At 55.4% G+C, this 25611-nt stretch carries 29 protein-coding genes; 6 read left to right on the top strand and 23 right to left on the bottom strand.

Translation table 11 applies throughout. The features are described 5' to 3' along the window. Positions 1 to 3 precede the first annotated feature (3 nt). Positions 4 to 1248, bottom strand: a complete 1245-nt coding sequence (gene mdtG, locus G544_RS0106520) for a multidrug efflux MFS transporter MdtG (protein ID WP_027273845.1) — start codon at positions 1246 to 1248, stop codon at positions 4 to 6. A gap of 124 nt (positions 1249 to 1372) precedes the next feature. Then, the gene (gene yieH / locus G544_RS0106515; RefSeq protein ID WP_027273844.1) at positions 1373 to 2041 is read right to left on the bottom strand and encodes a 6-phosphogluconate phosphatase; all 669 of its coding nucleotides are present in this window, start codon (positions 2039 to 2041) and stop codon (positions 1373 to 1375) included. 282 nt (positions 2042 to 2323) lie between these two features. On the opposite strand from yieH, the gene G544_RS0106510 reads away from it, so the two are divergent. After that, positions 2324 to 3658, top strand: a complete 1335-nt coding sequence (locus G544_RS0106510) for an NCS2 family permease (protein WP_027273843.1) — start codon at positions 2324 to 2326, stop codon at positions 3656 to 3658. 48 nt (positions 3659 to 3706) lie between these two features. On the opposite strand, the gene G544_RS0106505 is transcribed toward G544_RS0106510, so the two are convergent. Continuing rightward, complete coding sequence (locus G544_RS0106505) at positions 3707 to 4129, bottom strand: MarR family winged helix-turn-helix transcriptional regulator (RefSeq protein WP_027273842.1); 423 nt, start codon at positions 4127 to 4129, stop codon at positions 3707 to 3709. A 205-nt stretch (positions 4130 to 4334) separates the two neighbouring features. On the opposite strand from G544_RS0106505, the gene G544_RS0106500 reads away from it, so the two are divergent. From G544_RS0106500 to G544_RS0106490, 3 genes are read left to right on the top strand one after another with little or no spacing between them, the layout of a single operon-like run. Next, positions 4335 to 4928 carry a non-oxidative hydroxyarylic acid decarboxylases subunit B gene (locus tag G544_RS0106500; protein ID WP_027273841.1) on the top strand — a complete coding sequence of 198 codons (594 nt, stop codon included), beginning with the start codon at positions 4335 to 4337 and terminating at the stop codon, positions 4926 to 4928. Between the two features lie 11 nt (positions 4929 to 4939). Continuing rightward, the gene (locus tag G544_RS0106495; protein WP_027273840.1) at positions 4940 to 6376 is read left to right on the top strand and encodes a non-oxidative hydroxyarylic acid decarboxylases subunit C; all 1437 of its coding nucleotides are present in this window, start codon (positions 4940 to 4942) and stop codon (positions 6374 to 6376) included. Continuing rightward, the gene (locus G544_RS0106490; RefSeq protein ID WP_027273839.1) at positions 6376 to 6612 is read left to right on the top strand and encodes a non-oxidative hydroxyarylic acid decarboxylases subunit D; all 237 of its coding nucleotides are present in this window, start codon (positions 6376 to 6378) and stop codon (positions 6610 to 6612) included. The genes G544_RS0106495 and G544_RS0106490 overlap by 1 nt, the downstream gene beginning before the upstream one ends. 18 nt (positions 6613 to 6630) lie before the next feature. On the opposite strand, the gene G544_RS0106485 is transcribed toward G544_RS0106490, so the two are convergent. Genes G544_RS0106485 through G544_RS0106390 form a run of 20 tightly spaced genes read right to left on the bottom strand, consistent with a single transcriptional unit; the run spans position 6631 to position 23545 of the window. Then, complete coding sequence (locus tag G544_RS0106485) at positions 6631 to 7215, bottom strand: hypothetical protein (protein WP_027273838.1); 585 nt, start codon at positions 7213 to 7215, stop codon at positions 6631 to 6633. Positions 7216 to 7218: 3 nt separating this feature from the next. Further along, positions 7219 to 8667 (bottom strand): hypothetical protein, encoded by a 1449-nt coding sequence (locus G544_RS22345; RefSeq protein WP_027273837.1) that lies wholly within the window; start codon positions 8665 to 8667, stop codon positions 7219 to 7221. A 46-nt stretch (positions 8668 to 8713) separates the two neighbouring features. Next, the gene (locus tag G544_RS0106475; RefSeq protein WP_027273836.1) at positions 8714 to 9136 is read right to left on the bottom strand and encodes a hypothetical protein; all 423 of its coding nucleotides are present in this window, start codon (positions 9134 to 9136) and stop codon (positions 8714 to 8716) included. 41 nt (positions 9137 to 9177) lie between these two features. Further along, the gene (locus tag G544_RS20100; protein WP_051155606.1) at positions 9178 to 9915 is read right to left on the bottom strand and encodes a 4'-phosphopantetheinyl transferase family protein; all 738 of its coding nucleotides are present in this window, start codon (positions 9913 to 9915) and stop codon (positions 9178 to 9180) included. A 6-nt stretch (positions 9916 to 9921) separates the two neighbouring features. After that, a complete protein-coding gene (locus G544_RS0106465; RefSeq protein ID WP_027273835.1) occupies positions 9922 to 11151 on the bottom strand; it encodes a beta-ketoacyl-ACP synthase in 1230 nt (409 codons plus the stop codon). Beyond that, positions 11148 to 11879 carry a 3-ketoacyl-ACP reductase FabG2 gene (locus G544_RS0106460; protein WP_027273834.1) on the bottom strand — a complete coding sequence of 244 codons (732 nt, stop codon included), beginning with the start codon at positions 11877 to 11879 and terminating at the stop codon, positions 11148 to 11150. The genes G544_RS0106465 and G544_RS0106460 overlap by 4 nt, the downstream gene beginning before the upstream one ends. Next, the gene (locus G544_RS0106455; RefSeq protein WP_027273833.1) at positions 11876 to 12361 is read right to left on the bottom strand and encodes a hotdog family protein; all 486 of its coding nucleotides are present in this window, start codon (positions 12359 to 12361) and stop codon (positions 11876 to 11878) included. Before G544_RS0106455 ends, G544_RS0106460 begins: the two co-directional genes overlap by 4 nt. Continuing rightward, positions 12358 to 13527, bottom strand: a complete 1170-nt coding sequence (locus tag G544_RS0106450; RefSeq protein ID WP_027273832.1) for a beta-ketoacyl-[acyl-carrier-protein] synthase family protein — start codon at positions 13525 to 13527, stop codon at positions 12358 to 12360. Before G544_RS0106450 ends, G544_RS0106455 begins: the two co-directional genes overlap by 4 nt. Then, on the bottom strand, positions 13524 to 14102 hold the full coding sequence (locus G544_RS0106445) for a DUF3261 domain-containing protein (RefSeq protein ID WP_036023418.1): 579 nt from the start codon (positions 14100 to 14102) through the stop codon (positions 13524 to 13526). Before G544_RS0106445 ends, G544_RS0106450 begins: the two co-directional genes overlap by 4 nt. Beyond that, positions 14099 to 16453, bottom strand: a complete 2355-nt coding sequence (locus G544_RS20095; protein WP_051155605.1) for an MMPL family transporter — start codon at positions 16451 to 16453, stop codon at positions 14099 to 14101. Before G544_RS20095 ends, G544_RS0106445 begins: the two co-directional genes overlap by 4 nt. Further along, positions 16428 to 17054, bottom strand: a complete 627-nt coding sequence (locus G544_RS0106435; RefSeq protein ID WP_134388930.1) for a LolA family protein — start codon at positions 17052 to 17054, stop codon at positions 16428 to 16430. Before G544_RS0106435 ends, G544_RS20095 begins: the two co-directional genes overlap by 26 nt. Continuing rightward, positions 17051 to 17482: an acyl-CoA thioesterase gene (locus tag G544_RS0106430; protein ID WP_027273829.1), complete on the bottom strand. Its 432-nt coding sequence runs from the start codon at positions 17480 to 17482 to the stop codon at positions 17051 to 17053. The genes G544_RS0106435 and G544_RS0106430 overlap by 4 nt, the downstream gene beginning before the upstream one ends. Next, on the bottom strand, positions 17472 to 19202 hold the full coding sequence (locus G544_RS0106425) for a glycosyltransferase family 2 protein (protein WP_027273828.1): 1731 nt from the start codon (positions 19200 to 19202) through the stop codon (positions 17472 to 17474). The genes G544_RS0106430 and G544_RS0106425 overlap by 11 nt, the downstream gene beginning before the upstream one ends. Beyond that, positions 19193 to 19534, bottom strand: a complete 342-nt coding sequence (locus G544_RS0106420; RefSeq protein ID WP_027273827.1) for an ApeI family dehydratase — start codon at positions 19532 to 19534, stop codon at positions 19193 to 19195. The genes G544_RS0106425 and G544_RS0106420 overlap by 10 nt, the downstream gene beginning before the upstream one ends. After that, positions 19531 to 20913 carry an AMP-binding protein gene (locus G544_RS0106415; protein WP_027273826.1) on the bottom strand — a complete coding sequence of 461 codons (1383 nt, stop codon included), beginning with the start codon at positions 20911 to 20913 and terminating at the stop codon, positions 19531 to 19533. Before G544_RS0106415 ends, G544_RS0106420 begins: the two co-directional genes overlap by 4 nt. Then, the gene (locus G544_RS0106410; protein WP_027273825.1) at positions 20880 to 21449 is read right to left on the bottom strand and encodes a COG4648 family protein; all 570 of its coding nucleotides are present in this window, start codon (positions 21447 to 21449) and stop codon (positions 20880 to 20882) included. The genes G544_RS0106415 and G544_RS0106410 overlap by 34 nt, the downstream gene beginning before the upstream one ends. 36 nt (positions 21450 to 21485) lie before the next feature. Continuing rightward, positions 21486 to 21740 (bottom strand): acyl carrier protein, encoded by a 255-nt coding sequence (locus tag G544_RS0106405; protein WP_027273824.1) that lies wholly within the window; start codon positions 21738 to 21740, stop codon positions 21486 to 21488. 17 nt (positions 21741 to 21757) lie between these two features. Beyond that, positions 21758 to 22015 (bottom strand): phosphopantetheine-binding protein, encoded by a 258-nt coding sequence (locus G544_RS0106400; RefSeq protein WP_027273823.1) that lies wholly within the window; start codon positions 22013 to 22015, stop codon positions 21758 to 21760. Continuing rightward, positions 22008 to 22826 carry a lysophospholipid acyltransferase family protein gene (locus G544_RS0106395; RefSeq protein ID WP_027273822.1) on the bottom strand — a complete coding sequence of 273 codons (819 nt, stop codon included), beginning with the start codon at positions 22824 to 22826 and terminating at the stop codon, positions 22008 to 22010. The genes G544_RS0106400 and G544_RS0106395 overlap by 8 nt, the downstream gene beginning before the upstream one ends. Beyond that, positions 22814 to 23545 carry a beta-ketoacyl synthase chain length factor gene (locus G544_RS0106390; protein WP_027273821.1) on the bottom strand — a complete coding sequence of 244 codons (732 nt, stop codon included), beginning with the start codon at positions 23543 to 23545 and terminating at the stop codon, positions 22814 to 22816. The genes G544_RS0106395 and G544_RS0106390 overlap by 13 nt, the downstream gene beginning before the upstream one ends. A 355-nt stretch (positions 23546 to 23900) precedes the next feature. On the opposite strand from G544_RS0106390, the gene G544_RS0106385 reads away from it, so the two are divergent. Further along, positions 23901 to 24296 carry a hypothetical protein gene (locus tag G544_RS0106385; RefSeq protein ID WP_051155603.1) on the top strand — a complete coding sequence of 132 codons (396 nt, stop codon included), beginning with the start codon at positions 23901 to 23903 and terminating at the stop codon, positions 24294 to 24296. An 87-nt stretch (positions 24297 to 24383) separates the two neighbouring features. Continuing rightward, positions 24384 to 25475 (top strand): methyltransferase, encoded by a 1092-nt coding sequence (locus G544_RS0106380; RefSeq protein WP_027273819.1) that lies wholly within the window; start codon positions 24384 to 24386, stop codon positions 25473 to 25475. Positions 25476 to 25611 lie beyond the last annotated feature (136 nt).

The raw sequence follows: 25611 nt of genomic DNA, 5'->3' as shown, positions 1-25611 counted from the left end.
AGGCTACTCTTCCTGTTCAGAAGGCGCGTCGTGCGCCTTTCTGGCCAGGAACCAGTAGGAATAAACGGCGTTAAACAGCACTACCAGCGCCGTAAAGACAAACACCGCGCGAAAGCCGAGGCTGGCGGCTACGGTAGAGCCTAAAAGCGGGCCGCTGACGTTGCCGATGTCTCGAAACGACTGGTTGTAGCTGAATATCCTGCCCGCCACCTGATTACTGCACTGATAGATAAGCAAGGACTGAACGGCCGGCAGCAGCGCGCCGTCGGCGATGCCTAACAAAAAGCGCAAAACCGCCAGCTGCCACGGGCTTTGCACGATAGACATCGGCAGCAGCACCAGTATCGAAAATATCAGCATAGCGACCAGAATGCGCTCCGGCCCGATGCGGTCGCCAAGCTTGCCCAGGCGCGGCGCGCTCAGCAGGGCGGCGAAGCCCGGCACCGAAGCGATAAACCCGCTGACGAACGCCAGGTTGTTGATGTTGCCCGCAATGTCGCGCACGTACAGCGTAAGAATGGGCGCGATAGAGCCGGTAGCGACCTGAATGATCATGGTGGTGATAAACAGCCCCAGCACCAGCTTGGGCCGCTTGAGCGAGGCGAAGACCTGACGGCCGCTGAGCATGTCCTTCTTGTGAACGCGCACGAACTGCTCTTTAACCGTAAACAGCGTCAGCAGAAAACAGACCAGCAGCACGCAGGCGGTGATGAAGAACACCGGGCGCAGGCCGTAGCGGTCCGCCAGAAAGCCGCCGATAATCGGGCCCAGCAGCGCGCCGCTGACAGCACCCGTCGACAGCGTCCCCAGCGCCCAGCCGCTGCGGTTTCTTGGCACCTGCGTGGCGATAAGCGCGTTGGCGTTCGGCACAAAACCGCCCAATACGCCGAGCAGCGCCCGCAGGATAAGAAACTGCCAGACGTTTTGCGCAAATCCCATCAGCATCATGATGATGGCCATTCCCAGCGCCGAGCGCAGCAGCATGACTTTTCTGCCGCGCCGGTCGGCCAAGCCGCCCCAAAACGGTGATGCAATGGCAGAAAACAGGAAAGTAATGCTGAATGCGACGCCGGACCACAGGTTAAGCTCCGCGTGGCCGGTGATGCCAAGCTGCTCCACGTACAGGGGCAAAAACGGCATTACCAGACTGAACCCCGCCCCGGTCAGAAAGCACCCTAGCCAGACAACGTAAAGGTTGCGCTGCCAGTTAACGGCTGAGACGGTGATGGTTTCGGGTTCTGTCGTCATGAGTAACCTGCAAACGAAAGTAAATGGCCGCTTATCATAATTTAAGTGGGTATTGGCTTAAGTTGCCATTAATGCCACTCTTTTAAAACGGGTCTGACCTCCGAAAATGGGGGCTACGTCAAGTTTAGCCCTGATAAATATTCCAGCCTCGGGCTTTCCACAGCGCAGGTAGCTCATTCATATGATAAAAGGGCGTCACCAGCGGGTGGTGGATGGGGTGCGAGTGGGGATCGGCGCAGTAGTAAAATACCGCAATGCCCGCCGCAATGCCCGCGTTGGCGCCGGAAACCGAGTCTTCCACCAGTATGCATTTTTCCAGCTCGACGTTAAGGCCGCCGCAGGCGAAGGCCAGAAGCGCCGGATCGGGCTTCCAGCGCTGGATGTCGAAAGCGCTGTAGAGCCTTTCGCCAAAGAAGTCGAGCAGGTGAGTAAGCCCAAGTGAGTGCTGCATTTTGCTGACCGGCCCGTTGGAGACGACCGCCATCGGTACGGTAATGCCCTCCAAAAGCGATCTTACGCCGTCAATGGGCTCGAGGCGCTGTTCAAACAGCACCGCCATGTTTTGGCGATACTCTTTTTCCAGCTGTTCGTCGCTTTGTGCAAGCTCGTACTCTTTTCTCACTTCGGCAAACACCTGATAAAGGTTGGTGCCCTTGAAGCGTAAAACGCACTCCTGAGTTGAAAGTGGGATGCCGTAGTGGTTAAACACGATGGAAAACGACTCGCAGCAAAGAATTTCGCTGTCGACCAGCGTTCCGTCGCAGTCAAACAGAACGCACTCAACCGGTTGCATTTTTAATTCCTTATTTTTCGTACAGGCCGCTGCGCGGCGGCGGCGCGCTATTGAGAAAAGAGCGTGTCCATAGATAGTAGAACACCCGTATCGTAAATGATAGCCGTCTGTTTATTTTAGCTTTTTGTCTTTACGCCCGCGGCTTAAAAGCGCGAACGAGGCTGGCCTATCCTAAAGGACATGCCTGATTATGAAAATAAACCATGCAATCGATTGCCTATTTTGGTATATCTAGCGGTTTGATTTTTTACCTTCTCTTCACACTTTTCTTCGGATATCGACATGAACAAACCGGTTTCTGGCCCAACCTCCGAGCGGGGGCTGTTAGAGCGCGTGTTTCAGCTACGTCAGCACGGCACTACCGTTCGCACCGAGATCGTAGCCGGCTTTACAACGTTTTTAACCATGGTCTATATCGTCTTCGTCAACCCACAGATTTTGGGCGTTGCGGGGATGGATACCGAGGCGGTTTTTGTTACCACCTGCCTGGTGGCTGCGTTTGGCAGCATCTTTATGGGCGTTTTGGCTAACCTGCCGGTGGCGTTAGCGCCGGCGATGGGGCTCAACGCCTTCTTCGCCTTCGTGGTGGTCGGCGCGATGGGGCATTCCTGGCAGGTGGCGATGGGCGCCATTTTCTGGGGTTCGTTCGGTTTTCTTCTGTTGACGCTGTTTCGCATCCGCTACTGGATGATAGCCAGCATTCCGGTCAGCCTGCGGGTGGGGATCACCAGCGGTATCGGCCTGTTTATCGGCATGATGGGGCTGAAAAACGCCGGCATCATTGTATCTAATCCGGATACGCTGGTAGCGATCGGCAACCTGACCTCGCTGCCGGTGGCGCTCGGCGTGTTGGGCTTTTTTATCATCGCGGTGCTGGCAGCGAAAAACATCCATGCCGCGGTGCTGGTGTCTATTGTCGTGACAACCGGCATTGGCCTCGTCGTCGGCGACGTCACCTATCAGGGAACGGTTTCTGCGCCACCGAGCATCGCCAGCATCATCGGCCAGGTTGACGTGAAGGGCGCGCTGGACATCGGCCTGGCGGGCATTATTTTCTCCTTCATGCTGATTAACCTGTTTGACTCCTCGGGTACGCTTATCGCCGTTACCGACAAGGCTGGGCTGGCGGATGAAAACGGCAAGTTCCCGCGCATGAAGCAGGCGCTGCTGGTGGACAGCATCACCTCGACGGCGGGCGCCTATCTCGGCACCTCGTCGATTTCTACCTATATCGAAAGCTCATCGGGCGTGTCCGTCGGCGGGCGCACTGGGCTTACGGCGGTCGTAGTTGGCCTGCTGTTCCTGCTGGTTATCTTCCTTTCGCCGCTGGCGAAGATGGTTCAACCTTACGCCGTTGCCGGCGCGCTTATCTACGTGGGCGTGCTGATGACTTCAAGCCTGTCTCGAGTGAAGTGGAACGATCTGACGGAGGCTACGCCGGCGTTTATCACCGCAGTGATGATGCCGTTCACCTTCTCTATTACCGAAGGCATCGCGCTGGGCTTTATCTCCTACTGCGTGATGAAGGTGGGCGTGGGCCGCTGGCGTGAAATCAGCCCCTGCGTGCTGGTCGTCGCGCTGCTGTTCCTGTTTAAGATAGTGTTTGTCGACCACTAGATTGTTTATTGGGAGCGCTCCGTACGGAGCGCTCTTTCACTTGCGCAGCTAAAGCGCGTCTTTTCCCACCAACCTCTTCAGAAACGTGACCAATTCCCCCTGCTCCTGGTGCGACAGGCGCGATAAAAACTCGCTGTCTACGCCGTTGGCGATCGGTATGGCCGCCTGTAGCGCGGCTTCTCCTTCGGGCGTCAGGTAAATAAATCGCCTGCGCCTGTCTTCGCTGGTGCGTTTTCTTAAGATAAATCCGCGTTTTTCCATACGGGCCAGCATTTCCGCCAGCGTCGCCTTGGTGCTGACGGCGGCATTGATAAGCTCCATCTGTTCGATGCCGGGCTGCTGTGCGACGGCGAGCATCACTGCATACTGCGGTTTGGTCAGATCGGGCAGGGCCTTAAGCCATTGAGAGGTGTGTTCCTGAAACAGCTGGCGCATCAGGTGAAAAGCAAGGTGTTCGAGTTTAGCTGCCATGTCGTTCCTTCTTTCGACGTTAGGTGAAGGAAAAAAGATAAACAAAGTATATTTCAACAAGCGTGTGACGTTAACGATTGGATGTTTCATTTTGGAAATATTCGCACAAGAACTTTTTTATCGTTCTCTCTTGCCATCCTTTTCGCTCGGCGATAAATTATTCAACCATAATGTTCGTACACGAACAAATTAATCTGGAGCCGTTATGAAACTGATTGTCGGGATGACGGGCGCCACCGGTGCGCCGTTAGGCGTTGCTTTGCTAAAGGCGCTGAAAAATATTCCCGAAGTGGAAACCCACCTGGTGGTGTCTAAGTGGGCCAGAACGACGATTGAGCTGGAAACGTCGTTGACCATTCACGACGTGGCGGCGCTGGCCGACGCCTATTATAGCCCGGCCGATCAGGCCGCCGCGATTTCATCCGGTTCGTTTAAAACCGACGGCATGGTGATTATCCCTTGCAGCATGAAGACGCTGGCGGGCATTCGCGCCGGCTATGCCGATGGGCTGGTAGGGCGCGCCGCCGACGTGGTGATTAAAGAGCGGCGCAGGCTAGTGCTGGTGCCGCGCGAAACGCCCTTAAGCCCCATTCATCTGGAAAACATGTTAGCGCTGTCGAACATGGGCGTGGCGATGGTGCCGCCCATGCCCGCTTGGTACAACCACCCCAAGACCATTGACGACGTTACCGACCATATTATCGCTCGCATTCTTGACCAGTTTGGGCTGGAACACCCTGGCGCCAAGCGCTGGCAGGGCCTGTCCGACACGCGTCGGTCAAGTGGCGATATCAACTAAAGGAGATAAAGATGGCATTTGACGATTTGCGCAGCTATCTGCGCGCGTTAGAAGAGCACGGGCAGTTACTCAAAATTGAGGAACAGGTAAAAGCGGAGCCGGATCTCGCCGCCGCCGCCAATGCGACCGGCCGCATCGGCGAAGGCGCGCCCGCGCTGTGGTTTGACAACATCGAGGGCTTTACCGACGCGCGCGTGGCGCTTAACACGCTGGGCTCTTGGAAGAACCACGCTATCGCGATGGGGCTGCCGCCGAACACCGGCACTAAAGAACAGATTGATGAATTTATCCGCCGCTGGGAAACCTTCCCGGTTGCGCCGGTTCGTCGCGATAATCCGCCCTGGGCGGAAAACAGCGTCGACGGTGAAGATATCAACCTGTTCGACATTCTACCCCTGTTTCGCTTAAACGACGGCGACGGCGGATTCTACCTCGACAAGGCCTGCGTGGTTTCTCGCGATCCGCTGGACCCGGACCACTTCGGCAAGCAAAACGTCGGCATTTACCGTATGGAAGTGAAGGGCAAGCGCAAACTTGGCCTACAGCCGGTGCCGATGCACGACATCGCGCTGCACCTGCACAAGGCGGAAGAGCGCGGAGAGGACCTGCCGGTCGCCATTACGCTCGGTAACGATCCGATCATCACCCTGATGGGGGCGACGCCGCTGAAGTACGATCAGTCCGAATACGAGATGGCGGGCGCGCTGCGCGGCTCCTCCTATCCTATCGCCACCGCGCCGCTGACCGGGTTTGACGTGCCTTGGGGCTCAGAGGTTATTCTGGAAGGGGTGATCGAAGGTCGCAAGCGGGAAATCGAAGGGCCGTTCGGCGAGTTTACCGGCCACTACTCCGGCGGGCGCAACATGACGGTGGTTCGCATCGACAAGGTCAGCTACCGCACCAAGCCGATCTTTGAATCGCTCTATCTGGGCATGCCCTGGACCGAAATCGACTATCTGATGGGGCCGGCGACCTGCGTACCGCTCTATCAGCAGCTGAAGGCCGAGTTCCCGGAAGTGCAGGCGGTGAACGCCATGTACACCCACGGCCTGCTGGCGATTATCTCCACCAAGAAGCGCTACGGCGGCTTTGCCCGCGCGGTGGGGCTACGCGCCATGACTACGCCGCACGGGCTAGGCTATGTGAAGATTGTCATCATGGTGGATGAGGACGTCGACCCGTTCAACCTGCCGCAGGTGATGTGGGCTATCTCGTCCAAGGTTAACCCGGCGGGGGATTTAGTGCAGTTGCCCAACATGTCGGTGCTGGAACTCGATCCCGGCTCTTCGCCCGCGGGCATTACCGACAAGCTGATTATCGACGCCACCACGCCGGTCGCGCCGGATAACCGCGGCCACTACAGCCAGCCGGTGCGCGACCTGCCGGAAACCAAGGGCTGGATTGAAAAACTGAACGCGATGCTGGCGAACAAGAAGGAGGATGCATGATGATTTGCCCACGCTGTGGCGATGACCACATTGAACTGATGGCGACCTCTCCGGTGCCTAACGTCTGGACGGTGCACCAGTGCCAACACTGCCTGTACACCTGGCGCTCCACCGAACCTCTGCGCCGTACCAGCCGCGAGCACTACCCTGAGGCGTTTAAGATGACGCAAAAGGACATTGACGACGCGCCGCAGGTGCCGACAGTGCCGCCGCTGCTGGCGGAAGGGAGCCGTTAATTCGGTTTCGTTCGTGTTTCAGTCGCTCAGGCTGAAATCATAGTTAACGTCGGCGGTAAACGGTGCGTTTTCGCCGACGGACTCAATGAGAAATTCCAGCGTTGGGCCCATTGAGTCGACGGCGCTCGTTTTTCCGTTCTTGTCCGCTATCTCGTATGACTGAAGGGTAAATCCGCCGAGGATGGTCACGGCGTAAAGCCCTTTTTTCAGCCTTATTTTCTCTTTTCGATGTTGCTTCAGGCTGCTTATCGCTTCCGGCGTGAAGTTTTTCAGGTAGGGAACCGTATAAAGATAGATGTCTCCGTCGCCGACGGTGAGAAGGTAGCCGCTCTGTTTATGTTGCAGCTGATTTCCCTGCTTCAGCAGCTCTGGCGCTTCACCGCCAACGTTGAAATACACCGTGTAGGGCTGGTCGATGCCCCGGATGGGGATAATAACGCCTTTTTCAACGACGTCATCGCCTGAATCCTGCGTGGTAAATTCGCCCAGCAGGTCGTTCAGCAGCCCGTTTTCGCGTTGATATTGCAGCAATAGGTCGGGATCGCCCAAAAATACCGCGTCGTACAGGTCGTTAAGCACTTCTTCAAATTTTTGCGTCGTCACAGCCTAGTCCTTTTTGCTCTGCTTTTCCTTTTCCAGCGCGTCCAAAAACAGGCTGAAAAACTGGGCTGTAGGGTACCAGCTGCCGTCTTTGCGCATAACGGGCATGTCAAAGTTGAAGATGAAGGTCTTGGCCTGCTCGTCGGCGCTGTCGGCGTATTTAACCCGCAGTGGGCACAGATAGCGTTCGCTCTCTTCCCCTTCCATTGGGCGACACTCTCCGGTGAAGTTTATCCAGCGCACGAGTTTTTTCATCGGAGGGCGATCGGGATCGCCTTGGGTTTCAATCAGGTAGCTGTCCAGCTGCCTAAGCCCTGCCATGAAGGCTTCGCCGATTTTTTGTTTCTCTTGGATGAACACATAGTTTTTCAGGTTGGCCTCTTTGACGCGTTCAATGAGCGCCTCTTTTCCCTGATGGATGTCGACGTGGCCGTCCTGGTCGACGGTATAGCCGATTTTACCGGTGAGGTTTTTTTGTCCGCCGATAACGGTAGCCTCTTTGTAGGTGACGGTCGCCTCGCACTGCCGCTGACTGGACATGCTGTCGTAACCGGTTTCGGTTAGGTCTGATACTGAGGCGAAGATAAAGGTGGCGTCGTTTTTACCGTTGCCTCCGGCCGCCTGCGTTTTTTCCTTGTCCCTGTAGCTGTATTCAAACTGCTGGCTCAGCTGAGTTTTGGCTTCCGGATTATGGCATTCCGGTACGTCAGGCTCGGAATAGAATAAAAAATAGATAATAGCGCCGAGAGCCAGCGTAATAAGAATAAGCTTACCCATACAGCCGCGCTTTTTCTTTGGCGCCTGCGCTGCGGGCTGGCGCTGCGCATTCTTGAGAGAAGCAGGGGGCACGGCCTTTTTCTTTTTGGCTTTTTTCGGCGCTTCTTTTCTCTCCGGCGCTTTTTTTACTAATTCCCGCGCTTCCAGCCAGGCCAGCAGCTCGTCGTCATCGTTAAAATGCAGCGGTGGCTGCTCGTCCAGCGCCTTTTTGGCTTTCTGTAACGAGCGTTGGTTAAGGGTGCCGGAGTAGTAAAGCAGCATCAGCCGTTCAAGCACCAGAGCCTGCGCGTCGGCGTCAGAATTTGCCTCGACGTCGCGCTGCGGCGCTTGCGTTAAGGAATTATGGGCGATAGCCTCCTGCTCTGGCTCTGGCTCTGGCTCTGGCTCTGGCTCTGGCTCTGGCTCTGGCTCTGGCTCTGGCTCTGGCTCTGGCCGTGCCTCGATGACGTCTGGCGCTGCGCTTTCCTGTGGCTGCTGAAGCTCCTCACTTTGAACAGTGGGGCGTTCGCTGATAATGCGGTTTTCCAGCAGCCAGTCAATTGCGCCCTCTTCGGTGTCGAACCCAACGTGGGAGATAAACTGGAGGTAGAGCTTGCCCCGGCTAAGCTGATCGGCGGTGATAATCTGTCGTTCAAACAGGCGGTCAAGCAGTTGGGTTCTTAGTTGGCTGTCTGACATTCCTTTTCTCTTTTTATTTCCTGCGTTGTGGACGGCCTATCTTAACCTAGCTTGGAGAAACGAGGGTGATAACGATCGCAACGGCGATGAGGGAGAAAAACGTAATAGTGATCCCGATTAAAAATTTTACGTAGAACGGGGTTTCATAACCTTTGGTTTGTATCTGGCGGTTATGGGGACGAGCCTGATGTATTTCCCCACGCCTTTGGCGTTCTTCCTGTTCAATCCGCTCGACGCTTTGTTCTATTTCGGCCTGAGCCGCCTGCCGGTCGGCCCTGTCGTCCACCAACCCCTGCTCAACCAGCCAGGAGAAAAGGTGATGAGCGGTATTGAACCGCAGATCGGCGCGGCTCAGCAGCATCGGGCGGACGATGGAATACTGCCCGTCGGTGATGAAGTCGGCGTTGTGAAGCTGGGTAAGAAGCTCCTGCGTCTGCCGCTGGGCGTCGGTTATCGTGCTGTTTGTCAAAGGCGGCGGATTCCTGTCTGTTGCGTTAAACGTTTGTATCGCTATACCTTATCCCGAGCGGCGCAGGAGGTAAACGTTAAAAGGCCGTCCGTCGGTTCGACGCAAAACGCCAGCGTATCGACGTCGATTCTCCAGACATCAATTTGCTCTGTCGTAAGCAGAGTATCGCAGGCGACGCTCCAGAGGGTGTGGCTATTTTGTTGAACGTAGCAAAAGGGCTGCGGCTCGAAGTCCGTATGGATACGCCGCTGTGCTGGTGAAATGGCTATTTGCTTCATTTGCCAAACGCCCTTGGCCGACAGCTTCAACACCGACTCCCGCAGCGTCCAAAGCCGCCAGAAGCCGTCAGTCTGCTGGTTTTCTGGCAGTGAAGTCAGCCAAAGGCACTCTTCCTCGCTGAAACTGTAGCGCGCCAGATCCATCAGTTTTCTTCTCGGCCTGCTTTGTTCTATGTCGACGCCGACGCGGCAGCCCTGTGCGAGCGCGGCCATCATGTCCTGCCCGCTGTGGCTCAGGTTGAAGTCCGGCAGAGAAGAGGTGGAAAACGAAGGCCTGCCGTTGACCGGTTCTCCCATCTCGGGCAGCTGAGCGCAGCCAAATTGATGATGCATCAGCTCAGCCAGCAGCCAACGCCCCGCTAAAAATTGACTGCGCCGCTTAGGGGCAAGAGCCTCGCTCTGCGTCAACAGCGCCTGCGGCAGCCTCCGTAAAGAGGGCGGCTGCCAGAATTCGTCGGGCAGCCGTACGGTGGCGATAGTCAGATGAGGAGGCGGCGGCATAATGGTTTACGACCAGCGTTTAATAATTAGCGACGTATTGATGCCGCCAAAGGCAAAGTTGTTGGACTGAATATAGTCAGTCTCGATATGGCGGCCTTCCCCCATAATATAGTCGAGCTTGCCGCAGGCGGGATCCGGCTGCTCCAGATTGATGGTCGGCGCAAACCAGCCGTCGCGCATCATCTCGATGCTCATCCATGCCTCCAGTGCGCCGCAGGCGCCCAGCGTGTGGCCGAAGTAGCTTTTTAATGAGGAGATCGGCGTTTTGTCGCCAAAAACGGCCTCCGTTGCCAGGCTTTCGGCGATGTCGCCGCGCTCCGTTGCGGTGCCGTGCGCGGAAATATAGCCAATATCTTGCGGCGACAGGTTAGCCGACTTCAGCGCCTGTTCGATGCAGATCTGCATGGTTTCTTTACGCGGTTGAGTGATGTGTGAAGCGTCGCAGTTGGTGGCAAAGCCGACGATTTCACCATAGATCGTCGCGCCTCGCGCCTGAGCGTGGGAAAGCTCCTCCAGAATGAGCGTCCCCGCACCTTCACCAATCACCAGTCCGTCCCGCTTGGTGTCGAACGGGCGTGGCGACAGCTCTGGCGAGTCGTTCATTTGGCTGGTGGCGAACAGCGTATCGAATACGGCGGCCTCCGAAGGGCAAAGCTCTTCCGCACCGCCTGCCACCATCACGTTTTGGTAGCCGTGGCGAATGGCCTCAAAGGCGTAGCCAATGGCCTGGCTGCCGGACGTGCAGGCGCTTGAGGTTGGAATGACCCGACCGCGCAGGCCGAAGAACAGCCCGGTATTTACCGCTGAAGTATGGGGCATCATCTGTACATACGTTGTGGCGGTGATGCTATAGACGTTTTTGTCGTTTAGCATGGTGCCGAATTCGCCGATTTGTTTGGTGCTGCCGGTTGATGAACCGTAGGCGATCCCGGTGCTGCCGTCGGTCAGGGCGTCGTGCTCCAAGAGCCCAGCCATTTCCAGCGCCAGCTCCGTTGCCCGGGTGGACAGCAGCGAAACCCGACCCATAGAGCGGATTTTCTTACGCGTGTAGTGTTCCGGCAGTGAGAAGTCGACGATTGGTGCGCCGAGGTGGGTGTTTAGCCCTTCAAACTCGGTCCAGGGCGGCATAAACCTGATGGCGTTTTTTCGCCTCTTAAGCGCGGCGTAAACGCTTGGCCAATCGTTGCCAAGCGCGGTGACGCCGCCCATTCCTGTAATAACGACGCGACGCGTCATATCATTCCTCCATTAATCGATATGACCTGACGCGTCACGTAGGCCGCGGCGTCAGACATTAAATAGCTGGCAAGCCCTGCTACTTCTTCCGGCTGCCCCATGCGCTTTAAGGGGATCATGCGCATGGCTTCATCCAGAGCAGCCGGCTCCATATCCAGAATGCCGGTGTCAATTAAACCGGGCGCGATACAGTTTACGGTAATTTTTCGCTTTGCCAACTCCAGCGCTAACGCCTTTGTCGCGCCGATGATGCCGGCCTTGGCCGCGCTGTAGTTGACCTGTCCGCGATTGCCGGTAATACCCGATACGGATGAGAGCGTGACGATGCGCCCTCCCTGCCTGAGGCCGATCATCGGCATAATGCAGGGGTGAATGATGTTATAGAAGCTGTCCAGATTGGTGTGGATCACGCCGTCCCAGTCGCTTTCCGTCAGAGCGGGAAACGCTCCGTCGCGAATGATGCCCGCGTTGCTGACAACACCGTAATAGGCGCCGAACTGCTCAATATCCTGCTCGATTTTTTCACGGCATTCCTGCCGCTGGCTAATGTCGAAACGCAGTAGGCGTCCGGTTCCGCCGGTGCTTTTTATCTGGCTTAGGGTATTTTCCGCGCCGTCGAGATCGCTTAAGTAGTGAACAATAATGCTAAATCCGTCCCGCGCGAGGCGAAGCGCAATGGCCTGGCCGATGCCTTTACTGGCACCGGTAACTAAAACTGAGCGAGTCATGGTGTGGTGTCCTTTCCATTAGGTGGCTGTATTAGCAGCCGTAATTCCGCATCGTCGGGTTGGTAAACGTTCAGCTTTGTCTGAGTCACTTCTTTGCCATCAAGCGTGAGTCGGCAATCGAAGCTTGCCAGTTTATCATCCTGCAGCAGCATGGTAACGCTAACTAAAAGCCTGCTGCCACTGGGATAAGCAGCAAGCGTTGATTTAAAGCCGCGACCGCCCAGCAGCATGCCGAGCCTGGGTTCTTGGCCTAGCTGCATACCGTGCCAACCTCGCCAGACGCCGATAGTCTGCGCCATGATTTCAATGGCAAACCAGGCGGGAAGCTCTCCCTGAGGCGTGAGAAACGGCGCCAAAATGCCGTTGCAGTCAACGTTGACTTCGCAAACTGCGCCTTGACTATCAATGGCACTCACTTTTTCGACAAACACCATTGGCGTTTCGTGAGGAAGATAGCTGGCCGCTGGCTGAAACTCTGTCATCCAACCTCTCCTAAAAGTACGCAGGCATTATTCCCACCGAAAGCGAACGAGTTGGATATGACGGCCTTTTTCGATAATTTCTGCGGATGAGTAATAAGATTGATATCGGCAAGGGCGCGGTCCTTTGCCGATAATGAAAAGTCCTGAATCGGCAGCGGAAGATCTCGATCGAGAAGCAGAAAGCAAAGGATAGCTTCGGTAATACCCGCAGCGCCCAGCGTATGTCCTGTTAGGTGTTTTGTTGAGCTACAGGGCGTTTCAGGGCCGAAAACGCGGTGAACCGCCAGGCTTTCCGCCGAGTCGTTAAGCACGGTCGCAGTACCGTGCAAATTGATGTAACCAACCTGCTGAGGCGTCATTTTCGCCTGAGCGAGCGCCATGCGCATGGCCCGCTCTGCGCCTTCCCCTTGCGGATGAGGCGCGGACATGTGCCAGGCGTCGGACGATTCACCGTAGCCTAACAGTGCAACTTTTGACGGCTCTCGGGTTAGTAAAATCAGCCCGGCGCTCTCGCCAATATTGATGCCGTCGCGGCCTTGAGCAAACGGGCGGCAGCGCTGATAAGAGACGGATTCCAGGCTGTTAAAGCCGTTTATCGCCATGCGGCATAGGCTGTCCGCGCCGCCGACTAGCGCCGCGTCGGCAAGCCCGGCCCGAATCAGACGAGCGCCGCTGATAATGGCGCGAACGCTGGAAGAGCAGGCGGTTGAAATCGTATAGGCCGGCCCGTTTAGCGACAGCAGGCTTGCCAAAAATGAAGAGGGATCGCCCAACTCCTGCTGCTGGTAGTCGTAGTGCTCAGGCAGCTTGCCGTGCGTTAGCTGATGCGCGATGGCTAGCTCTCCTTCGTGAATGCCCGACGTGCTGGTTCCCATGACGACCGCAATGCGATCGGCGCCAAAGCGGGCGATAGCGTCATCAACCCTTGGCCGTATTTGCGCCAGTGCAGCCATGAGTAGGCCATTGTTGCGTGAACGATGCTTCGCCAAGTGAGGCGGGATTTCCGGTAGCGCTTCGGCCACTTCGCCAACCCAGGTTGACTTGCCGTTTAGCAGCCAGCCTTCCTGCTGTGTGAGTCCGCTGCGGCCTGACGTCAGGCGATCGCCGATTTCGGCAAGCGATCCGCCCAATGCGTTTATCAGGCCAACGTGAGACAAATAAATCATGAAGCGTTATCCATATTCTGTATTTGGATCTGATAGCCAAAGCGATGGTGGATAATAGCGACCGGCTGTCGCTTGCCGCCCTCATTGCGATACTGGATCTCACTGACGGTTTCGCCCCGCTCGTCCTGCAACAGGCGCTTATCCTGAATGTCGGTAAGCCGCCAGCCCTTCGGGAGGTTTGGCGTCCAGGCTTCAATGGGCCAGTAGCTCATCATAATGTCTGATAAAACCTGCTCTGCAGGAGGCAGCTCCCCGAGCGCAACCGACTGTTCCGTATGAATTCCCTTCGCGTCATAAGTGACTTTAAACAGCCTGATGCCAATAGGAGAAAGCGCCGCCAGCGTGATTTTCTGTCCGTCGGCGTCCAGCATGACCATCAGCGACTGGGCTTTACCGTCGACGGTAGCCGTCAATAGCTGCTGTTGGTTTAGTTTTACGTTTAGCGTCGGCGCGGGTAGAACAACTCGAGTACCGGGCTTTAGCCATGCCTTGGGCTGAGCGCCATTTTGCGAAAGCGAGCAGCCGCCGAGAAGCAGAGCAAGCAAAGCGAAACGGGGCCATAGCCTTATGTTCATGAAGATTCCTTTTCTGAAGGCGTATTGCCTAAAGACGATTCGTCCAGGGGCAAACTGGGCAGCGCAAGCGGCGACAGCAAGAATGCGGTAAATATACCACCGCTGAGCACCAGCCCAAAGCCTGCAATCGCCTGTGTTCCACTGGCGGCCAGCAGGCCAAAGCTGAGTTCGGTCGTTAAGGCGGCCATGAAAATGGACAGCATCGACGTTGAGGGCGTACCTGAGGGATTGCTGAAAAACAGCGTATAGTCTATGCCGATGCCAAGCACCAATACCAGCGCCAGCAGTGAAAACAGGTTTAGCGTTTGGCCGCTAAGTCCGAGTACGGAGAGCCCTATTCCGAGCGATAGAAGTGTCGGTATCAGGCACCGTATTCCCTGCCGTAAGCCAAAGCGAAATAGAAACAGCACGGCGATAACCGCAACGGTGACGGCGAGTATGGTCGTTAGATGTTGCCGATAAACGGAAAACAGCGAGGAATACTCACTGTGTTTATCCACCCAAACCACGCCGGTATTGGTGTTGGCCAGTTGGCGTAGTGCATCAGGGCGTTTGACGCCGTTGACCGGCACCAGAACGGCCGAGCGACCGTCCGGAAGGCTTAGCCAAAGCAGTCTCCAGCCTTCGCTGGCCGGGCTTTTTAACCAATCGTCCAGCGAAGCGGGCGCGTCCGGCAAGGGCGTGAACCGGGCCGGCAGTCCGGCGTTTTGCAGCCTTTGAACAACGTCTGGCGCGCGCTGGTTAACCAAGGCGATATTGCTGCGCTGTTGCCGCTCTGAGGGGAACGGCATGCAGCGATACCCTTGTAGCGCCCCTTCCTGCTTTGCAGCCTCCAGCGCTTTGCCCAAAGGCTCCAATCGTTCCAGCGTCTGCTGCGGTGAGTCGCCGAAAACCATAAACCATTTTTGATCGCTGTGCTGCCCTGTCAACGCGGCAATTTGCTGCTCCTGCCGTTGAAACTCCGGCGGCAGGGTTTGCAGCTTGCGAATGTCGTCATCGACGCGAAGTTGGGATATGCCGATTGCGGCAACCACCAGCGCCAGCAGCGGAATGCCAAAGCGGATCGCCTTCTGGTTGCGCCAGCCGTCTATCCAGCGCGAGAAAAAAGCGGGGCGCAGGTGGGGGCGAACCCGCAGTTGGCGAGAAAGGTGCGGATACCAGCAGATGACGGTCAGAAATGCGCCGCAAAGCCCGGCGGCGGCGAAAATGGCCAACTGCTGTAGCCCGGGGAAAGGCGCGATAAACAGCAGCAGATAGGCTACCGCACTGGAAGCTACCGCTAATACTAACGCCGGAAACAGCTTTTTCATGCTGACCAGCGTGCTCTCCTCGTTTCCGTGGATCAGGCGTTCTGTCAGGTAGTGCAGCGCATAGTCGATGGATATGCCCACGACGCTGGTGCTCATTACCAGCGTCATAACGTGAATTTCGCCAAACAGCGCAAAAACCGCGACGCTGCCGCACAGCGCGCCAACCGAGAGCGACAGCAGCGTCAGCCAAAGGGGCCTGAGCGAACGAAATACGAGCAGAATGAGTACAATGATGCCCAACCCAGAGACGGTGCCTATGGTTGATATGTCGTTTTGGGCCTGTTGGCTTGCATAGTCGCTGTAAAACAGCGTGCCGCGCTGTAGCACTTTGGCGCCCGGCCATTTTTGTTCTAACTGCGCCTTCAGCGCGTTAAGCCGTTCTACCGTTTGGCGAGCGCTTTGGATGTCGTAGGACGACGCGCTAAGTTCCCCTCGAATGAGAAACCAGGTTCTTCCCCGTTCGTCGCGGCCGGTCAGCCAGCCTTGGCTTAGGGTAAGCGGGCCTGCGCTGAGCTGCTGGTCCATCTGTGAGGATCGCATCGCGAGCAGCGGGTCGCCGCTGAGCTCAGCGGCGCTGACCCCGGCAAACGGCGAGTAAACCTGACTGAGAACCCAGTCGGCCTGTGCGGAAGGCGATGCGGTTAAACGTGTGCGGGTTGCCTCGTCAAGCAGCGGGTAGCGGTGGTCAAAATAGAACTTTCCCCAGGAGAGCTGGTGCGATTCATCCATGCGGCCGGTGATATCGCGCAGGGCGGAAGTTTGTTGAAGCTGCTGTTGCCACCACGCTGCGGGCGCGCTGCTGTCTCCGCTAGGGGGACTAATAAGCCAAACCAGCTGGCGGTCCAGCCTTTGGTTAAACCCTTCTTCCAGCTCGGGAGGAACGTTTTGCGCGTGCTTATTTGGCAGCAGCGCCATCACGCTGCTGTTGAGCCTGCTGTTTGGCAGGATAAGGATGAGCGTTGCGAGCAGCGCTATCGTACAGGCGAGCCATCCCAGCGCCAAACGGCGATGAATGTCAGGGCGAAAAATAGCGTTTTTCATCTGGCGTGAGCGCGTCCGGTTTGGTTTTTTGGTTAAAGAAGCGGACGTGCGTTCCGTCTCCTTGCATGTCTTCTATCTGAATTTCATTAAGAAACTCTGCGCCGCTGAGCGTAATTTGGCGAAACAGTTTATTAATGGGCGTCGTGGTGGGCTGTAAAACCAGACGCCAGCGTCCGCCGCCGAGATCGCTAAACGACAGGGAAAAGTTTTGTTCGAGCGCCTTCCTGTCGGCGTGAAACAGCGCCGTCAGCAGTGAGTTGAACTGGAACAGCTGCGGGTGGCTCTGCGCCGTGACGATTTGCGGCGCTTGGCCGCTTATGCGCTGCTCCATTTTGACGTCGTTCATCAACATCATCATGGCGAAGGGCGCACTCTGGTTCCACACCAGTCCATCTTCGGGAGAGATGAGCAGGTTACCGCTGGACTTAAGCGGTTGAGACATGCCGCTGATGGTGCGTAGTTGTTCAAACTGCGCCCGCAGCGTAGTTTTTTGAGCGAAGCGCTGCTGGAGGTCGCCAAGCGTCACGGCGCGAGCGGCGGTCGATAAGCTCATCATTGCACCGCACAGCAGTACCAGACAGAGGCGTAGCGTATGGTTCATGCGGCGGCCACTCCCAGTTTCTCAAACAGAATGGGCGGGCTGACGAAACACATCTCGCCGCTTTTCTCCTCCACGGCTACCTGAATGGTGTAGCCCTTGGTGGTTCTTTTCCCGCTTTCTGCATCAGTAATGACATAGTCGATCCGCAGGCGGTTTTCATATTCCGTAAGCCTCGCGCGAACCCGAATGCGCTGCTCAAACAGCAGCGGGGAAACGTACTTAACCCGGGTGTCGATAATCGGCCAGACGTAGCCAGACTCTTTCATCTGACGGTAGCCGTAGTCGAACTGCTTTAGCAGCGCTTCGCGGGCTATTTCGAAATAGCGAAAGTAGTTGCCGTGCCAGACGACGCCCATGGCGTCGGCGTCATGAAACGGCACCGTTATCTCAACGTCAACCGAAGCGCGTGGATCGTGTTTAAGCGTCATGGTGGCGGGGTGTCTCCTTCGTATGCTGCGGTTCGGTGAGCTGCCAAAAGTCATAGAAATTAAACCAGTCAAGCGGCGACGTCAGGCAATAGTGTTCCAGACGTTTCGCGTATCGTTCAACGGCCTCTTGTAACGCCTGCTGGCGCTCTGCTCTAGGCAGCGACAGCGGGTTGGCGAAGGGCTCGAAGTGAATGCGAAACTGCCCGTCGGGCTTGAGGCCAAACATCAGATAGACCGGGCAGCGCAAAACGTGCGCTAAAATAAATGGCCCTTGGGGAAACGGCGCCGGCTGGCCCAGAAAGCGCGTCCAGACTAATCTTTGTTCGCCGTTGTTGTCGCGATGATGGCTAATTGGCGTACGATCGCCAACAATCGCTACCCATTCTCCGTCGTCCAGCTTCTGTTTTAGCATAATGGCGGTATCTGGCCCCAGATTGTCTACCTGAATCAGGTTAACGTTCGAGCGCGGATTGACTTCCTGCATGACCTGATTAAAGCGCGCGGCGTGCTGGGTAAAGACCAGTGCGTTGATCTTAACGCCAAAGGAGAGTTCGCCCAGTGCGCGACAAACCTCCAGATCGCCCAAATGGGAGCCAAGGATAAGCGTGCCTTGCTTGCAATTCATTCGTTCAACACAGGCCTGTTTGTCGGGAAAGTCGACCTGTTCCAGCCTGATGTCGCCAAGCCAGCAGGCCAATTTGTCCAGCATGGCTTCGCCAAATCGCATAAAGTGGCGGTAGCTGTTAAGCCCTGCGGAGAGCGCCACGTTTTTTTGATTCGCCGCTTCTTTCAACCGTGCTAAATACAGCTCGGAAGCCTTTCTTTGTCGGCTGCCGGTTAGCCAATAAAAGCCGATAACCGGATAAAGCAGCGCCTTAAATGCGCGCCGGCCGAAAAGACGGTAGGTTTTCACCATCAGGCGAATGCCCCACTGCCCTTTGCGTTCATCCGTTTCTGACCAGTGCGTACGCTGGTTAAAGTGCCGGGCGATGAGGCGAGGCATTTTCGGCAGCATGGAGAGAAACAGGCGCGTGTGCATCCACGAAATGCGTAGGTTATCGCGCCAAACGTCAAAGTGGGATATGCCGTCTTGCGGGTAAATCACTCGAGTGGGAACAAAGCGGGACGCCGTGCCTTCCCAATAGAGCCTGACCATGATTTCAGTATCAAAGTCCATCCGCTGGCCCAGCGTGGTGCGCTCGGCAAGGCTCAGCACCTCGTTTATCGGATAAACCCGAAAGCCGCACATGCTGTCGCGAATGGAAAATGAGAGCGTTTCAATCCAAACCCAAACGTGGGTGATATAGCGCGAATAAAGGCGAGATTTCGGCACGCTGTCGTCGTACATGGGCTGGCCGGAAACAATTTGATCAGGATAAGCCCGCGCCTCTGCCAACAGGCGAGGAACGTCTTCCAGATAGTGCTGGCCGTCCGCGTCGACCTGTAGCCCGTGGCTATAACCCAGACGCCTGGCTTCGCGCAGCGCGCTTAATACCGCGCCTCCCTTTCCCTGATTTTGCCGATGGCGAACCAGCGTTACCCAGGCGTGTTTCTGGCTTAGTCGCTCCAGCTCGTCGGCGGTTTCCTTCTGGCTGCCGTCATCAACGATTACGCAGGGCAATTCGTAAACTTCCAGCTGTTCTAATACGTCGCCCATCGTTGCGCCGTGGTTATAGCAGGGGATGACCAGACAGGGGCTGAAGGCGTTTTCTAGCGGCATAGGCTTATCCTGCCGCTGCTGGCGATGGCGCCTTGGCAGTCATACTGAAAGTTCAGCTTTTTCTTTTCATCATCCCAGGCCAGCGTTAACACGATGTCTTCATGAGGAAACAGGGGGCGTTGAAATTTGACAACGTCAATGCCGGAAAAAGAGAGATCTAAGGCGAAAGCCTCACGGGCATAGTGCAACACCCAGTGTATCTGCGTGACGCCCGGCAGCAGCGCCTGTTCCGGAAAATGCCCTTTGAACCAAAAAAGCTGCGGCGATAGCGTAAAGTGGAAGGTCGCATTGCTGTTTTCGATACGGTGACTCGTTTCTGCGGGTAGCATCATAAAAACAGCTCCTGTAGTTCGCTGTAGGCGCGTTTGCTTTGGGCATTGTGTGGAATTTCATCGACGATGCGCCAGCGTCGCGGCAGCGCCACCGGTTCGAGCCATTCTCGCAGCGACTGGCGCAGTTCACTTATCACGGCGTTATCGCCGTTTTGCCGCCTGCGTCGTTCTCCCGGCGAGGTCAGTACGATGACGGCAGCTAAAACCGACCTTCGCCCCTGAGTAACGGGAAGAACGGCCGCATCGCGAACGACGTCGAGCGCCATCAGACGCTGCTCTACGTCGGTTAAGGACAGCCGTTTTTCTTCAATTTTGACGATTCTGTCCTTACGGCCAAGAAGGTAGAAACCTTCCGGATGCAGTTCGATCAAGTCATGAATTGTTTTGCCGGCATCTCCGTCAAACAGTGGAGAAACGACGTCGATCGTACCGTCTTCTTGCTGATGAACCGTGATGCCGTCCATCGGTTTCCATAGGCTGCCGATGTCGCGCTGACAGCGCGTTGCAATAACGCCGGTTTCGCTGGTGCCATAAATTTCGTGCGGTAGCGCGTTCAGGCTCTGCTTGACGAGTCGGGCATCTTCGAATTCGAGCGGGCCGCCGGCGCTGAAGATTAAAGCGCATGAGAGCGGGGGCAGCGTTGAATCAAGCCGTTTTAAGTATGCCGGGCTTGCTATCAGCGTGAGCGGCGTCGAGCACAGGGGCTGGAGCTGCTCATGGTATTCGGTTAGCAGGGCGTTAAACGGGAGTCCCATAGCCAGAGGAAGGAAAATGCGAAACGTCAGGCCGTAGAGGTGTTGATGGGTAACCGTCGCAGCAATGCGGGTGCCCGAAAGCTGATTACCCCAACGGCGAACCAGAAGTTCGCTCTCTTTTTCCAATAGTGAAACAGGTTTACGGATAGCCTTCGGCCGACCGGTAGAGCCCGAAGTAAACAGAACGATCTCCGCATCCTGAGGCCAAAGCGGCAAGGATGTGCCGGACGTCTCGTTTTTATGCACTATGGATGAAATCCACAGCGTAGGCGTGCCGATTTGTAGCGGGAGGTCGGTTAGCATGCCGTCAAAGTCGCCCTGCTGATGCTGCTCTTGAAGCTGCTTTTGTCGCAGATGACCGGGGATAACGGGCGTTTTTCCGCAGTAGATTAACGCTAGCAGCGCGGCGGTAAACAGATAGCTGTCTTCGAAGCAAACCGCCCAGCGCTTGCCCTGCGTGGCCTGCAGTTGACGGCAGAGCGTTTTGACGCAGGCCCTCAGGTCTGACAGCGTTAGCGTTTCGGCGTTGCGCCAGGCAATGGGCGTATTGTGAGGGCGGTCCGGGCCGAGGATGTCGCTCAGGCGCAGCGTTAAGTGCGTGTGAGCCTTTTTCTGATTATCCATTCAACACCCATTAAGGTTCCCATTAAAAAATAGCTTATCGCACCGTTATACATCGTCCATATTTCGATGTCGTTATAGAGGCAGGTGAAAAGCGCGACGCCGCCGTTAAAAATAAAAAACCAGCACCATACTTTCGTCACGTTGCGCGTATAGCGAACGCCTTCAGGCGGCAGATCCGGCTCGGTTAATCTGGCCAATCGTTCAACTAGCGTTGGCGGTCGCAACAGTGACAGCCCAAACAGCGTGAGCAGCAAAATATTCACGACAACCGGATAGTAGAACAGCCAGTGGTTTTGCTTGAGCAGCCAACTGGCAAGCGCTAAAAGGAGGCCTAAAGCAGAGAATGCTTTCATCAGCCAGGTCAGTTGGCGGACTTTGCCTCGGGCCAGCACCAGCCTAGCGGCAAACAGCGCTATGAGCAGAGGCGCCAAAACGGCGACGCCCCAATAGCTGAGGCCAAAATAGACGGCAAACGGGTAGCCGATAATGGCCAGCGCGGTCAAAGCCTGAATGATAACGACGGGGCGAAACGGCATACGCCGACGGCTGTTCATCACAGTAGGCAATTGTGTTTAGCCGTTCTTCTTTTGCAAGAGCTGGCCTATCGCGTTAACGACGTCTTCTACCGTACGAACGGATTTGAACATTTCCGGGTTAATCTTTTCACCGGTCATCTTTTGCAGGTGTACAACCAGATCGACGGCGTCAATACTGTCAAGCTCCAGGTCTTCATAGAGTTTGGCGTCCATCGTAATGTCATCGGCGTCAACTTCGAAAAGCTTAACGATAATGGCCTTAATTTCTTGAAATATTTGTTGTTTATCCATGTCTTTTACCCTGGTGATTAACCGCGTTGGGACGCAACAAGCTCGGAGAGCGAAGCGACGGAATAAAAATGTTTACGCGTGTCTTCACTTTCGGCCGAGAGTATAACGCCATAGCGATTTTTAATAGCCAAACCCAGCTCCAGTGCGTCAATCGAGTCCAGGCCCAGCCCGTCGCCGAACAGCGGCGCGTCGGTTTCAATATCGTCCGGCGTCATCCCTTCTAAATTCAGGGCTTCAATAATCAGGGTTTTAATTTCTTTTGCTAAATCATCCATTATTTTTCTCATGAGTTTGAACAGGCTCTGGTATGAGCCTTTGGCTTAAAGTCTGCGTCAAACGGCGAGCGGCGATTGCCAAAGAGGCATCGTCATCTGCGACGTAATCCTTTACGCGTAGTTTTTCTTTTACCGTTATGTGGAACCGTGGTTTTACCGGCGGAATATTATACCACTTTCCCCGCTTCGTCAGCATTGGCTGGTCACAATGAATCGCTACCAGACGAATATCCGCCTGGCAGCGTAGTGCGATGTTGGCTGCGCCGCGCTGAAGGCGCATGGGCTCGCCCGGCGTCGTTCGCGTTCCCTCAGGGAAAATGAGGATCATGCCCTTGTCGTCCAGACGCGCCTTACACTGCGGCAACAGCGTCTCGGATTCGGCGTTAGGGATATAGCCAGCGGCCTTGATGACGCCGCGCATGAAAACGTTCCCTAGCAGAGACTGTTTAATGATGCAGTCGCAGCGCGGCATGCAGGATGCCAAAAAAACGTAGTCCAGCAGGCTGGGGTGATTGGCAACAACCAGGGCGCCTGCGTCTTCCGACAGCTTTTCAACGCCGTCAAAGCGGTAGTCCAGCACGCCGAGCGCTCGGGTTAGCCAAAGAAAAAGGCGAAAGTTGTGTCTGATGCTGCTCTGCGTCAGCGTCGCGCAGCGTTCGCCGTCTTTTACCAGCAGGCGTAGCGCCGTGAACCAGAACGTAGACAGCATGAGCGCGCCAATGCCGAACAGCGAGAAGCAGAAACCGGTTGCGGCAATGCGCCAAGCGCGGTTTAGCACGGACGATTGAAGGGATGGGGTTAGCGATTCCATTGCCAGTCAGACCCTGCTCCTTTAATGATAAATGACGATTCCTTTGTCAAAGCGTGACTGGTCAAATAGTGGCGTAGAAAGTCCAGTGACTGTGGGAGTTCGCTAGTTTCATGCTTCGGGCTGGGCGCTTTTTTTATTGCCTGACAGCGTAGAGCCTGGCCCTGTGTAATCAATAAGCCAACCGCGTAGGCGGGAACCGTATGGGTGATTCTGGTGCTGTAGGCTTCGGGCACGGCACCGTCAAAATCAACCAACAGCACCTTTTGCGCACCGGCGCTGATAATCGCCTGTACTTCCAGCATACCCTGCTGAAAACCGTCGATTCCCGCGGCCAGCGAAGTCATGGGCAACGGCGCCTTTCCTCCGATGGTTAGTAGCCCGGCCGCCGTGTTGTGTACCGACATGGCGAAATCGGTGGGGGATACGTCTTGCTGCCGACACAGGGATTCAATGATTTTATAGGTACGCTCAAGTTCACCGTGCCGGCTGATGAATACGGCGGCATCCGGCCGTTGCTCCAGCAGCGTCATACCAACCTCGACGCTAAGCCTACTCGGAGCGCTCATTCTACGTGCCATCATCATCGGAATATGGGGCGTGGGCGGCAGTGAGACCGACCAGTCATCGAACGATTGGCTTGACCATTGACGCCACTGTTCATGGTTGCTAAGCCCCGGCGCCAGCGCGCACCAGTCAAGGATGTTCAGTGAAAACGTCATGAAGTTAAAGAAGGCCTATGTCAGCTAAAAAACTAACGCAATAATACCTGATTGAGGCCTCATTTTATATGAGGTTAGCAATAGGGATATTCGTAAATTAGAGGGTGCGTGAATGATATCTTGGGCTGGATGCGTTGTGTTTCACAACAACAATGGGCGAGAGTATATGAAATGCCACATTGGTTATGTAAAAAGATAATTCTATTTATTTTCTTACTTGATAGGCGGTACCGAAATTTTTTCCCGTTTTGTAGATTCCCCATTTGGTATTCGGGTATGATTTGACCGGAATTTACACAGGATGGGGAAATTATATGCAGATATTTTTTCCGCTGAACTTATGGAGAGTCGTTAAATGAACATGAAGAGTTTAAAAGCCCTGCTGGTAGGCCTGATAGCCGTTATCTTTATTACCGGATGCAGCGGCAACGTCGCGGCGCGTAATATTAGCACCGATCTGGACGGCAGCTTCACCAATCAGCAAATCGAAAAAGCGATTATGGATTCCGGCAAGGCCCGCGGTTGGGAGATGAAGAAGATGCGCACCGGCCTGATTACCGGAAAAATCGTCACGCGCGGCAACTCTGCGGAGATCCGTATTCCTTATACGAAAACCGGTTACTCCATTGAGTATGTCGGCAGTCAGAATTTAACCTCCGATACCGCAAAAGTGCCGAGCAACTACAACCGCTGGGCGAGCAAGCTGGATCAGGACATTCAAAACAAGTTGCTGGCCGTTAAAGCGCTATAGCTATCGTCGGTCGCGAGTTTATTGATTGATGCGGAGAATTTTCTCCGCATCTTTGTTATTTAAGCGTGATAAGTTAAGGGAATAACCTTGAGCAGCGAAGCTGAAGTCCGTTACGGCTACGATAAAGATTCATTTACGGCGTTTGAAGCCATTACGGAAGCACAAAAGATCGCCTTTGCCCCCATGCTGTTTCAGGCAGCACTTAACCTTAGAGACAGCGGCGTTTTAGCTCATCTGGACGACGCATCAGCGGAAGGAGCGACGATTGACGATATCGCTGACGCCGTGTCGCTAAGCCGCTATGCGATCCAACTGCTGTTGGACGTTGGCTTAAGCAGCCGCATCGTCTTTCAACGAGCCGACCGCTTTTTCCTGGGTAAGGTGGGTCACTTTCTTCTGCATGACAAGATGACGCGCGTCAACATGGACTTCAGTCAGGACGTTTGCTATCAGGGAATGTTCCATTTAAAAGAGGCGCTGTCGCAGGAAAAGCCCGCAGGGCTTCGCGTTTTCGGAGACTGGTCGACTATCTATCCTGCGCTGAGTCAATTGCCTGAAGAGGCGCGTAAAAGTTGGTTTGCCTTCGATCACTTCTATTCTGATGCCGCATTTTCCGCCGCCTTCAAACACATCTTTCCCTTTAAGCCCAAGCATATTTATGACGTCGGCGGCAATACGGGCAAATGGGCGCTGTGCTGCGCGAGAAATGATGAGAACGTTAAGGTCACGCTGCTGGATTTACCCCAGCAAATTGAACTGGCGAAAAAGAATGTTGCCGAAGCAGGGCTCAGTGAGCGCATTGACGGCTATGGCGTGGATCTCCTTCAGGCGAAGCGGCTTCCTGGCGAAGCCGACATGTGGTGGATGAGCCAGTTTTTAGACTGCTTTAGCGAAGAGCAGGTGGTGCACATCCTGAAGCTTATTCACGACAGCATGGATCCAGACGCTCGCGTATGCATTATGGAAGTCTTTTGGGATCGCCAGCCCTTTGAAGCTGGAGCGCTTAGCCTGAACGCGTCGTCTTTGTATTTCACTTGCATGGCGAACGGCAACAGCCGCTTTTATCACTCCAGAGTGCTGTACGACTGCCTGCGCAAAGCCGGTTTCTATGTCGAACAGGACATCGATAATCTGGGGCTTGGCCATACCTTACTGATCTGTAAGCGCCTGTCGAAATAACGCGCAAAGGGAGGCTATCACGCCTCCCTTTGATTGCGCCCCTCCGTATATTTATTACTCCACTTTCCGCCAAAATAAAGTAAGGTAGAGCCTGATTGCCATAACGGTCTGTGAAAGGAATCAGCGGTGTCACCGT

It is taken from the genome of Leminorella grimontii ATCC 33999 = DSM 5078, assembly GCF_000439085.1.
Lineage (GTDB): Bacteria > Pseudomonadota > Gammaproteobacteria > Enterobacterales > Enterobacteriaceae > Leminorella > Leminorella grimontii.
This window is presented reverse-complemented; position numbering and strand designations above follow the sequence as displayed.